Below are 12,269 nucleotides of genomic sequence, written 5' to 3' on the forward strand. Positions count from 1 at the left end.
AAAAAGAACCGCTATTATAAAGGACGATTATGGAATTCTAATGGCAAACTCAAGGAAAAAACATGATAAGCGACTGGCTCATTCAACACGAAAACACCTTACGACTTAGCTGCTTTTTTAGCCTATTCATCAGCATGGCAATCTGGGAACAATACGCCCCCCGCAAAACCCTCACCACATCCAAAACCACCCGCTGGCTCAACAACATCGCCCTGACCTTCCTCAATACCCTACTACTCCGCCTTATCTTTCCCCTAACAGCCGTCAGCCTCGCCCTACAACTAGAAACCCACAACATAGGACTACTTCCCCGCCTTTTTCTTCCCGATTGGCTAACTATCATCCTCACTATCATTCTTTTAGACCTCGCTATTTACTGGCAACACCGCCTATTCCACCAAATTCCCCTTTGCTGGCGACTCCACCGAATGCACCACGCTGACACCGATATCGATGTCACCACAGGCGCACGCTTTCACCCCTTAGAAATTATCCTATCAATGCTGATTAAATTCCTAATTATTCTAATCATGGGAATCCCTGCTGTTGCGGTATTACTATTCGAAATCATCCTAAACGGCATGGCAATGTTTAACCACAGCAATATCAAACTGCCACAACGCTGGGACAATCGTTTGCGTCAACTATTCGTCACGCCCGATATGCACCGCGTTCACCACTCTGTGCTTGAAACCGAAATGAACAGTAATTTTGGATTTAACTTAGCGATATGGGACAGGATTTTTAACAGTTATCAAGCCCAACCAACCGCAGGACACGAGGAAATGCTGATAGGATTGGATAAATTTAGAGAGGCGAAGTATTTAACCTTGCCTTATTTATTGTGGTTGCCTGTGGCGGATATTAAAAAATTTGAAAAATAGGAACTGTCATATCATCTTTAACAAGATGTTTATCAGGATTATTAGGCTGATTTTTATTTTTTGATTCTTTTCCTGCACGTGTACCGCGTTTTCGTATGCTTGGTATTTCATTGCTTTTATCTGTATGAAAGACAACAAATCTTTCCTGTCCTATTTGCATTTTTACCTGATAAAGTTCATTTACCACTTCACAAATATAACGAACAAAACAAGCTGTACTTTTAAATTGCCCTTCATAACCGCTAGGAAAATCAGACTTTAATTCAATGTAAATAAAGTCACATATTCCATCATCTTGCTCACGTAACAATAAACCGTCACAGGCTCGATTATGATTACCAATGTCCGTTGTTGAAAATAAAGGAGACAGACAAATAGCAATTACCTTGTTGTTTGTTGCTTTTACTTTTCGTCCTATATCAGGGGGCTAAACACAACATATTTGGTTCAAGCTCTTTTAATGTTAATTTTTTTAATTTTGCGGATGAATCATCTTCACGTAATTGCACATGCGCATGTTGTGCGCCATTTGCAATAATCACTTGAGAATTAAACAACTTCTCTAACGCATCAATAACTACTCCCATTTATTTATTCCCATCTAACTGATGGCTATAATAAATTTCATCTTGTATCGCATTCATTTCATCTATTGTGTTATCAAAAGTTGGTACTTCTATACCAAATGTTGGCGTTATTTTCGCGGGAGTAACGGTACAGATAGGGCGTTTCTTTTTGCCACGTCCTGCTGATATTAATTCTTCTCTTAATATATATAACTTCACTTTTTCTATAGCTAAACGTTCATCATCTGTGTAATGCCATTTTTCTCGAATTTTTTGCAAGCGATTACTACCATTATTTAGCATAATCATTGTATTAAATTCTTTAACAATATAATCACTATGCGTGGTTACAAAAACTTTAATGCCTAAATTAACTAAACGTACTAATAAACGCGCTAATTTACGTTGATTCGCAGGATGTAAGTTTAATTCAGGCTCATCAATCATTAATAAATCACCTTTTTTAGCGAGGTGTTTTAAGTAATAGCCTAAAATGACCAATGCCCGCACAACGCTAGAACTTTCATTCATGCGTAATTCTGTATTTTTATTCGGTTGGAAATGTAAAACACCATTATTTAGCCTGTAATCACCGCCAATAATATCCTTGAATTGGATTAATAAATCAGGATATTCCATTAATAATGGGCTAGTTTCTTTCTCAAAAATGGATAATGAATTGATAAAGTCAATATTGTCACGAATTGGCTGGGCTTGGGCGTGATAATCTATTTGTTTACCTTGATTCAGTAATTCTAATAAACGGCTTTTTCCTAGATTTAAGTCGTTTTGAAAAGCGATTGCACCTGTCCGTTCAGTGCTGATAATGAAAGGGTACGGAAAAAAAGGTGCAAAACATATATATTTAATTGCTAACTGGTTGTAAATAGCATTTATGTTTGGTTGTTCTTTTGTTGAACTGAAGTCAAATTGTAATATAGGGCTATTTTCTTGCTTCTTGAGTCCAACAAGATGGCTTTCATTTCGTTGAAGTTCAATATGATGCAGTGATTTTATAACAATATCTAAATTATCAATATTAAAACTTAAATGTGTTGTAGAAAATCGTTCAACAAATGTTCCAAAAACAGTATGTAATAAATTTTTTTGATAATCTTTCGTTGCTTCATCTAAAATAGATTGAATTTTTGGGAAAAGCTGTTTTTCTAAATCAATTTCATACAAATTATTATTTAATTTATTCCACTCTAATGATGGAATTTTAGTTAGGTTACGCCAGTTTTTTAAAAAACCATATAACGCATAAGTAATATATGTTTTCCCTGTATTATTTGCGCCACATAAAACGGTTAAATCGGCAAGTTCAATTTCACCCTTTGGCAAAACACCTAAATTCTCAAAAGAAAAACGCATCATGAATCCTTTATTATTAACAAATAAATCTTAATGCTATTTTATCATCAATGTCAGTTCAATGACTTTGAAATAAACTATAAAAATTTAGTAGCACTACCAAATCTCAAACGGATTTTATAAAAAATGCCAACCCTCTATGAACAACTCCAGCAAGCCAAAAGCGAAGAAGACGTAAAAGATATTTATATCAAAGCATTGGGGTTAAAACGTTATACCAAAGGGTTGATTGATATTCGCACGGATGAAATTTGGTTTGAAGCCAAAGACACAGGCAAATATTCCAGCTATGCGATGTTTACCCAACTATTACACTACGTACAAGACGCACTTAATAAAGGCGAAACTATCCCCCCTTTTCTCGCCGTGATAGATACCGAAAAAGCTGCACTCATGAAAACAGCTGATGTCTTACCCTTCTTAGAAAAGAAAACCGTTAAATGGGGAAAGTCTGCAAGCCAATATCCTAAAGAGGCGTTGGCTGAAGTCTCCGCCCACATCGGGACGCATTTTGTCTCATTTCGAATTGCGACGCATGAAGAAGAATTTATTAGTACAGTTAAAGAGGCGATTCGGTCAGGCGATATTATTCGCACACAAATTACGCCTGATAATTTAAAGCAGGTATTTGATAAATGGGTAGAAATGATAGGGCGAGAAATTGATGGCGTACCCGAAGAAGATTACGCACTCCTGTTTTTTGCTGACATCATGCATGACGGCACTGTCTCAACGCATACAAATTTACCCGCCGAATTACTGCATAAAAACAATGCTCCCGTATTCACTTTAAACGGGCAATTATATGAATTAAATAATAAAGAAGGCTATCGGCGGTTTTGGCAAATTTATCATCGTCCGCCTAAATCTGAATATCGTAATTATTTGTTGGAGCGGCGCGATAGTTTAATTCCGTTGGATGAGCGCAGTTTTAAGGGGGCGTATTATACTCCGTTGAATGTGGTAGAAAAAGCGTATGACAAACTCACTGAAGTGTTGGGGAAAAATTGGCAAAAAAACTATATTGTCTGGGACATGTGTTGTGGCGTGGGCAATTTGGAAGTGAAGCATTCGAATCCGCGCAATATTTTTATGAGCACGCTCGACCAAGCAGATATTGATGTGATGAAAGCCACCAAAACTTGCGTTGCCGCGTATCGGTTTCAATATGATTATTTGAATGATGATATTACTGATGAGGGCAAAATTGATTACAGCCTAACCAATAAAGTTCCCAAAGAATTGCAACTGGCGATTAAAGAAGGGAAAAAGATTTTAGTTTTAATGAATCCTCCTTATGGAGAAACAGGGTCTGGCATAGCTAAAGGTGATACAAACAAAAAAGGTGTAGAGCAGACGCAAATTAATAATTCCATGCAGTTGGGATATGCCAGTAAAGAATTATTTGTTCAGTTTTTATCACGAATTGCACAAGAAATTCCTAATGTCACTTTAGCTATGTTTAGTAAATTAAAGTATGTCAATTCGCCTAACTTTGAAAAATTTAGGGGTATTTGGAATGCCGAGTATTTAGGTGGTTTTCTTGTACACAGCAAAGTTTTTGATGGTTTGAAAGGTGATTTTCCAATTGGCTTTTTAATCTGGAAAACTAATCAAAATGCCAAGAAAAAAACATCCATCACAGAAATTACTGTTGAAGTTTTTGATAAAAAAGTACAACCAATTGGTGAAAAAAGGTTTTACAACTCACCAAGTAATACTTATCTAAATGTTTGGCTTGATAAGCCTGAGACAAATGACGAACTAGCTTTACCGCTATCAAATGCGGTAAAGGTTTCAAGTAACCCTAGGCTTAAAAAATCGTGCAATGCCATGATTGGATTTTTGTACGCGAGCAATAATGATCTGCAACATACAGGACGGGAAACTTTGGTTACCTCTTCCATTTTTACTGGAGGTAACGGAGGAGGCTCATATATAACACCTGAAAACCTCTGGCAAGCCGCTATTATTTTTTCAGTTCGTCGTTTAATTAAACCCACATGGCTCAATGACCGCGACCAATTTTTACAACCGACGGGCGAACTCACTGACGAATTCAAAAATGACTGCTTAATTTGGATGCTCTTTAACGGCAGCAATTTAACCGCCAGCGCGAATGATTTGGAATGGAACGGAAAAAAATGGAATATTGTCAATCACTTCATTCCATTTACAGAAAGCGAAGTCAATGCCCCCGCGCGTTTTGAATCCGATTTCATGGTGCAATATTTAAAGAAAAAGAAACTCTCAAAAGAAGCCAAAGCCGTATTAAACGCAGGGCGCGAACTCTGGCAAGCCTACTTTGCCCACACTGATGTCCGTAGCATCCGCGACGAATTCAAACTAAACCGCCCCGATGTCGGCTGGTATCAAATCCGCAATGCTTTGAAAAAACGCAACGAAAGCGGCGATTTCGTCCCTGTCAGCTTTACTGAATTTGAAACAGCATACAAAGAATTAACTGAAAAATTACAACCCTTAGTGTTTGAGTTGGGATTTTTGCGGGAGTAGAATGTATTTCCATCTTATAAACAAAACAATGGGATAATAAGGGACATTTATGGATTGGGCATCAGTTATCAACCACCATTAATACTCAACAGGAAGCGGTTTAGGCTCTATCATTTTTAACTCTTCTCCATCTTCAAACCGAATCAAACGCGGTTCCCATTTCACCACAACCTCACTATCAGGCATTGCTACAACCGCGCGGTCTTTCGCAGATGCCTCATTTCTCACATTACCACACCGAAAAGATGTCATGGCTTGCGGGGCTAAAACTTGGAGGTTATTTGGTAATCCACTCAGAAAACAACTGGCAATCTTATTGAATTCTGTTGGCTTATCCTGTTTTCTAAAAAAACTTGCCGTCGCTTCAAAAAAAACTATGGCACGATTTGATTGATTTTTAACTTCATAACTGGTTATAAATACAGGAGTTTTATCAATTAAAGAAGAGTTTGGGGTTTTCGCCCGTGTGACTTGTAAAGCCTCAGGCGGTAAGACAAGCTCCGCACGGGGAACAATTGCCCGTTTCGCTGACGCTAGGGCTAAAACGGCTCGTAATGGTGCGAGTGCTTCTTCACGCATTGCTTCAAAGGCTTTTTGTCGTGCCGCTTGTTTTTCTTCTGCCACTAAAAATTCTTTTTGTAATTTAATGGCATCAGCGACATTGCGAGCGGTGAATCGGTAGGGGTCTTTTGGGTCAACCATTGAGGGTGGCAACACGTCACCATTACTACGTTTTACATAGGCGAAAACTAAGCCGTATTCGTCTGCGGGTAAATTATCCAGTTGTGACAAAATCGGGGTTAAATCGGTTGAGCCAAACGGTAAAGGGGTGTAGTAAACTCCATAAACTCGATAAGCCCACCATAGCCCTAAACCTAAGGCAATTAAGAGTAAATTTTTACGATTGAGCATGGTTGAATCAGCATAAATAAGGAAGGAAAAGGGTATCGTAAACGTATCATAAAGTGATTTAAATTTAGGACTGCCAGTCATCGGTATCGTTTTATAGTACGTTTACTATAAGTTAATCTGAGTTTGGCGAGATGGAGAAAAAGGACTGCCAGTCCTCTAAGGGTTGGCAGTCCTTTAGCGCATTTTAATGGACTTGCTAGGATTTCAAAGCCTAGTAGGTCTCTATTTTATTTTAGAAAATTTGCTGAGCTTAGGTTAATCTATTAATCGGCTTCGTTATCATTTTCGTCTTCATTGGCTTTATGAGACAGTAACGCAACGAGAGGCGAGGGTTGGCGGGTCAACATCCCTAAAATACTGGCTAAGGTATCGCGCATTTCACGGCGGTCGACAATCATATCAATCACACCATGTTTTAATAAAAACTCGCTGCGTTGGAAACCTTCTGGCAAGGTTTCGCGTACCGTTTGCTCAATAACTCTAGGACCTGCAAAGCCAATTAATGCGTTAGGTTCTGCGATATTGATATCGCCTAACATGGCAAAACTGGCAGATACGCCCCCTGTGGTGGGGTCCGTTAAGACGGAAATAAACGGGACACCATTTTTTCCCAAACGATTTAATATCGCGCTGGTTTTTGCCATTTGCATCAGGGAAAACAGGGCTTCTTGCATCCGCGCACCACCGCTGGCAGAAAAGCAGATAAAGGGAATTTTTTGCTCTAATGCGACTTGCGCGCCCCGAACAAAGCGTTCGCCGACCACGCTTCCCATAGAACCGCCCATAAAGTTAAATTCAAATGCACAGGCAACAACTGGCAGGCTGTGTACCGCGCCTTTCATCACTATCAGTGCGTCTTTTTCCCCTGTAGCTTTTTGGGCTTGAACAATGCGGTCTTTGTATTTTTTGCTATCGCGGAATTTTAATTTATCCGTAGGTGATAGGCTTGCGCCAATTTCTTCACGTGGACTGGGGTCTAAAAAACTATCCAAGCGTTGACGTGCATTAATGCGAATATGATGACTACATTTCGGACAAACGTGAAAATTACGTTCTAGTTCAGACTTATATAAAACTGCCTGACAGATTGGGCATTTATTCCATAAGCCTTCAGGGACAGTATGGGTACTTTTTTTACCGTCCGTGCGGATACGGGAGGGCAGAAGTTTTTCAAACCAGCTCATTTTGCGTTTTTGTCTTAAAAAGTGAAGATAAAAAACAGAAGCAACTTAAACAGTAACATTGAGGCTTGTCAGTATTGCATTGCCGTCGTTTGTATAAGTATTCCGTTCATAGTGTTGAATGGTTAAATTGACCATTTTAATGGTGGCTTCAATGGCTGCCATAATCTGGTCAGAGTCCACCCCGCGAGTCGTGAGCATTTTGCTGTCGCCATTGTGTTGTACTTGCCAAGTGATAATGGTTTGCACCAATGCATCAGTTTTGCCGCCTGGTGGGATGGTCACAATGTAATCAATCAGTTGCGGGATAGGCAATTGAAAGGCGGTTAAGATGTCTTTCATGGCATTCATAAATGCATCGTAGCCACCATCCCCTTTTGCATAGCCTTCTTGGGTTTGACCCAGATAACAGCAGCGAACCACTGCCAGTGATTTAAAGCCATAGGTGGAATTTACGGAACAGTGTAGGAGTTTAAACGGGAGTTCGCCTGTTGTGCCAAAAATATCGCTGATGAGATAGGGTAAATCTTCTTTGGTAATAACTTCTTTACGGTCGCCGATTTCGACGATTTTTTGCAGTAAGACTTTTTTCTCATCTTCAGTCAGTTCTATTTCTAAGGCTTGCAATGCCATTTCTAAATTGGCACGTCCTGAAAGTTTTCCCAGTGCATAGTCGCGTTTACGGTTGAAGCGTTCAGGCATTAAGGGATTTGCGTATAAATTGCCTTTTTTATCGCCATCGGCATGAATGCCCGCCGTTTGGGTAAAGACATTTTTCCCATAAATTGGCTTATTATTCGCCATGCGTTGTCCTGAAAACATTTCTACGTATTGCGAGGCTTTATATAGCATTTTTTCATCGATGTTTAAGCGCACGTCCAGAAAATCTCTGAGCGCGACAGCGACCTCATCTAGCGCGGCATTGCCTGCCCGTTCGCCCATGCCGTTAATCGTTGCATGAATGCCATGAATCCCCGCTTTAACCGCTGCCAGTGCATTCGCAGTGCCTAAACCATAATCATCATGCGGATGAAAATCGAAATGGGCTTGAGGATAGCGACAAATCACATCGCTGATATGTTCGTAAGTTGCGAAGGGGTTTAAAATCCCTAAGGTATCAGGCAGTAAAATTCGTTTAATGGGGAGTTTTAACAGTGCCTCAATGATTTGATAGACATAGGCTGGTGAGTTTTTTATCCCATTGGAAAAGTCTTCTAAATAGACGTTAACAGCAACGCCATTTTCTAAGGCGTAATCGATGGTTTTTTGAATATCGGCAATGTGCTGTTCAGGGGTTTTACGCAACTGTTCCGTACAATGTTTGTGAGAACCTTTTGTTAATAAATTAATGCGTTGAATGCCAACTGCTTTCGCCCAGTCTATGGATTTATTGCCATCAACAAAACTGAGAATTTCTAAGCGGTCAACGAGGTTGACACTTTTCGCCCAGTTGACAACTTGAATCACCGATTTACGCTCGCCTTCAGAGGCTTTCGCGGAGGCAATTTCTAGCCTATCGACCTTTACTTCGGTCAATAAGATTTTAGAAATAGTGAGCTTTTCCTCTGGGGTATAAGAGACATTTTGCATTTGCTCGCCGTCTCTCAAGGTTGTATCCATGATTTCGACGGTACGTTTTTCCTGCGTATTCACGATGATTCCTCAGCACTCAACAACAAATTTTTCAAGGGTAAATCTGCTTATTGTAGCGAACTATGAGAAATATGCGAAATCGGAAAAAGGGATTAAAACAATTTCCGATAGGGAAAGTTTGTTATCCGTGCAATATCAAGGTAACGGTGTTGGACTTGTGAAAAAGAAAAAGGGTGAATCATTCAAGAAAATGACTCACCCTTAATGATTTTATCAACTCAAAACAGGTTATTAACTGCCGATTTTCCCGCTGTTATTTTTCGTAATCACGATGGTTGAAGAACGTGGGCGACCATTAGATTCAAAGTCGGGCCAATTACTGGCAACATGCGGATTTGCAGGAGTTGGACGGCTTGTCCCTAATTGGGTTTGCAAGCCTTTTGGCACATCCCCTGGATGTTGTATGTTGATAAACATGGTTTTCTGGTCTGGTGTGGTAATCACGCCTGTGACTTCGCAACCGATAGGACCTGTAAAGAAGCGACGAATTTCGCCTGTAGTTGGGTCAGAGGCTAACATTTGGTTATTGCCAAAGGCTGCCATTTCTCCATCTAGCATAACGCTGTCGCTCATGTCCGTTTGAATCCATAAACGTCCAGTGTCATCAAACCATAAGCCATCAGGACAGGCAAAAATATCACCTTTGATATTGCCTTTATTTTCAGCAACGCTACTAGAAGGATTACCTGCTAAAACATAGATATCCCACTTCATTGTTAAAGCAGCAGGATCATTATTGGTTTCTGTCCAGCGCAGAATATGCCCCATGATGTTTTTTGCACGGGGGTTTGCTGCATCTGTTGCGGGGTTGTTGGTTGTGCCACGACCAGAGTTATTGGTTAGCGTGATATAAACCTGTTTATTTTTAGGATTGATTGCGACCCATTCAGGTCTATCCATGGGGGTTGCACCCACTAAGGTTGCCGCAATGCGGGTTTTAATCAGTACTTCGGCTTGATCGGCAAAACCATTTTCGGCGGTTAAACCATTTTGTCCATGAATCAACGGTAGCCAAACGCCTGTACCATCTGCTTTATACTGTGCAACGTATAAAATGCCATCGTCTAAAATGCCCGTTCCCACTGCCATATTGGCTGTACGGTTGTTTTTATCATAAGCACGATTACTAACAAATTTATAAATAAATTCATTGGTTTTATCGTCACCTAAGTAAACGACCACACGGTTATCATTGGTTAGAACGTATGCGGCGTTTTCGTGGCTAAAACGTCCTAAGGCTGTACGTTTGATAGGTTTAGAAGTTGGGTTAAAGGGGTCAATTTCGACAACCCAGCCAAAACGGTTGACTTCATGGGGTTCTTTATTAACATTAAAACGGTCATAGTGGACTTCCCATGAATAATTTGTTCCGCTACTGCTGACGCGGTCACGACTAATAATGGCTTGCATTTCAGTCGTTAATTCGCTGGCATTGGGCACAATAAAGTAGTTTTGATAGTTTTCTTCACAGGTTAAATAAGTGCCCCAAGGAGTCATGCCGTTAGCACAATTATTAATTGTGCCAATTACTTCACGCCCTGTTGCATCTGCGCTGGTTTGCATTAAGCGTGAACCAGCCGCAGGGCCACTCAAGGTCATCGGGGTATGAGTACTAATCCGACGTGCATAGTTAGAGGGACGAACAACAACCCAATCACTGCCACTTTTACGCACTTCAATGACGCTAACCCCATGTGCAGCCATTTCTTTATTGGCTTTTTCAATGGTATAGCCCGCTTTATCGTCGCGGTATCCACCCGTTGTATTTAACAAGGCATCGTCTATATATTCATGGTTCATGACTAATAAGCCATGACTAGAGGAGTTACCACCTGTTAATTGGTCGATGGGGAAGTAGTGCATCCCATCATGATGCGCGCCAGCTTGTACCATTTGTTCCGCTGCGGTATTGGAGGCATCAAAGCGGAATGCAGGACCATCAGAAACAGGGTCTCCCCAGCGATATAACACTTTCGCGCTATAGCCTTCAGGGACAACATGTTTATCTTCTGCACTGACAGGAACGGATTTAAAACCGAGACTGGGTAAATCTTCTTCGTCATCATCACTATTACAACCAGCAAGGCTAACACCAAACATGGAGGTAATGGCTAAACCTAAGCTTCCTTGTAACACTTGGCGACGAGATAAGCGAATTTCTAAAATATCGTTAAAGTGTGGATTATTTGGGTGTGGATTGCCAATTTCTTCTGGTAAATCATAAAATTGTCTGTCTTTCATAATTCTGGCTCATGCTATAACGGGTTCTTAAGGACGGGTTAAGCTAGCATAGGCGTATGAAATAACCTTGACAGTTTAATGACAATTAGATGACAAGCTGGAATTATATTAATTTAATACAATTAATTAGTCTTGAGTTGGTTCAATTTTTTGATAACGCAAATCCCAAACGCCATGCCCGTGGCGTTGCCCGCGCAATTCAAATTTTGTTAAGGGACGGTCAGCAGGACGGGGGGCGTAACTGTTTGGAGCGGTTAGATTTTGAAAGTGTGGGCAGGCTTCGACAACTTGCAACATTTGTTCAGCATAATCTTGCCAATCTGTTGCTAAATGAAAGAGTCCTCCAACTTTTAAACGACTTGCGAGTAATTCGACAAAATCGGGTTGAACTAAACGGCGTTTATTGTGGCGTTTTTTATGCCAAGGGTCAGGAAAGAAGAGATAGACCGCATCTAAGCTAGCGATAGCAAGATGATGTTGCAACAACAAGACGGCATCACCATTGATTAAGCGAATATTACTTAATTGTTCGGCTTCAATTTGCTTTAAGACTTTACCAAAACCCGGTAAGTGAACATCAATGCCGATGTAGTCAACGTCAGGATGTTGTTGTGCCATAGCAATCAAAGCATCTCCCATACCAAAACCGATTTCTAAATGTTTCGGTTGCGTTCGTGCAAAAATAGCATTTAAATCAAGCACGCCATCAGGTTCAATACCGTAGTGCGACCACAGGTCAGTATAAGCCAGTTGTTGAGAAGGGGTCATGCGTCCATTACGACGGACAAAACTACGAATATGAGAAGGCGATTGCATGTCAGACAAAGGCAGGAATAAGGAGACTAGCGGAAATTTTTCCCGGCTAACTGGAACAAATTCAGTCTGATTCTTTCAGGGAGAACGATTGCCGGGAAAAAGGATGGTAGGCGTGTTTCAAGGAAAAC

The 12,269-nt window shown here is 40.5% G+C and carries 10 protein-coding genes; 2 read left to right on the forward strand and 8 right to left on the reverse strand.

Going from position 1 to position 12,269, the window contains the following annotated elements:
• The first annotated feature begins 80 nt into the window (after positions 1-80).
• Positions 81-884: a sterol desaturase family protein gene (locus BEGALDRAFT_RS09080; RefSeq protein WP_198284685.1), complete on the forward strand. Its 804-nt coding sequence runs from the start codon at positions 81-83 to the stop codon at positions 882-884.
• Here the strand turns inward: BEGALDRAFT_RS09080 and BEGALDRAFT_RS09085 are convergent.
• The 3 genes from BEGALDRAFT_RS09085 to BEGALDRAFT_RS09090 form a co-directional block, all read right to left on the reverse strand.
• Positions 865-1,194, reverse strand: a complete 330-nt coding sequence (locus BEGALDRAFT_RS09085) for a hypothetical protein (RefSeq protein ID WP_002685897.1) — start codon at positions 1,192-1,194, stop codon at positions 865-867. The genes BEGALDRAFT_RS09080 and BEGALDRAFT_RS09085 overlap by 20 nt on opposite strands.
• A gap of 109 nt (positions 1,195-1,303) precedes the next feature.
• Positions 1,304-1,471: a hypothetical protein gene (locus BEGALDRAFT_RS19180; RefSeq protein ID WP_002685899.1), complete on the reverse strand. Its 168-nt coding sequence runs from the start codon at positions 1,469-1,471 to the stop codon at positions 1,304-1,306.
• Positions 1,472-2,827, reverse strand: a complete 1,356-nt coding sequence (locus BEGALDRAFT_RS09090) for an AAA family ATPase (RefSeq protein WP_081484162.1) — start codon at positions 2,825-2,827, stop codon at positions 1,472-1,474.
• A gap of 123 nt (positions 2,828-2,950) precedes the next feature.
• On the opposite strand from BEGALDRAFT_RS09090, the gene BEGALDRAFT_RS09095 reads away from it, so the two are divergent.
• On the forward strand, positions 2,951-5,338 hold the full coding sequence (locus BEGALDRAFT_RS09095; protein WP_002685903.1) for a hypothetical protein: 2,388 nt from the start codon (positions 2,951-2,953) through the stop codon (positions 5,336-5,338).
• Between the two features lie 78 nt (positions 5,339-5,416).
• Here the strand turns inward: BEGALDRAFT_RS09095 and BEGALDRAFT_RS09100 are convergent, their stop codons facing one another.
• The 5 genes from BEGALDRAFT_RS09100 to trmB all read right to left on the reverse strand — a co-directional run bounded on the left by BEGALDRAFT_RS09100 (position 5,417) and on the right by trmB (position 12,141).
• Entirely contained in the window at positions 5,417-6,250 is an 834-nt protein-coding gene (locus BEGALDRAFT_RS09100) for a hypothetical protein (RefSeq protein ID WP_002685905.1), read from the reverse strand.
• Between the two features lie 263 nt (positions 6,251-6,513).
• On the reverse strand, positions 6,514-7,434 hold the full coding sequence (gene accD / locus BEGALDRAFT_RS09105; protein ID WP_002685907.1) for an acetyl-CoA carboxylase, carboxyltransferase subunit beta: 921 nt from the start codon (positions 7,432-7,434) through the stop codon (positions 6,514-6,516).
• Positions 7,435-7,479: 45 nt separating this feature from the next.
• Positions 7,480-9,084, reverse strand: a complete 1,605-nt coding sequence (locus tag BEGALDRAFT_RS09110) for an alpha-isopropylmalate synthase regulatory domain-containing protein (RefSeq protein ID WP_002685909.1) — start codon at positions 9,082-9,084, stop codon at positions 7,480-7,482.
• Between the two features lie 231 nt (positions 9,085-9,315).
• Entirely contained in the window at positions 9,316-11,325 is a 2,010-nt protein-coding gene (locus BEGALDRAFT_RS09120) for a PhoX family protein (protein WP_002685910.1), read from the reverse strand.
• A gap of 126 nt (positions 11,326-11,451) precedes the next feature.
• Positions 11,452-12,141: a tRNA (guanosine(46)-N7)-methyltransferase TrmB gene (trmB, locus tag BEGALDRAFT_RS09125; protein WP_002685912.1), complete on the reverse strand. Its 690-nt coding sequence runs from the start codon at positions 12,139-12,141 to the stop codon at positions 11,452-11,454.
• Positions 12,142-12,269 lie beyond the last annotated feature (128 nt).

Origin of the sequence: Beggiatoa alba B18LD (genome assembly GCF_000245015.1) — a bacterium.
In the GTDB taxonomy this organism is placed as follows: domain Bacteria; phylum Pseudomonadota; class Gammaproteobacteria; order Beggiatoales; family Beggiatoaceae; genus Beggiatoa; species Beggiatoa alba.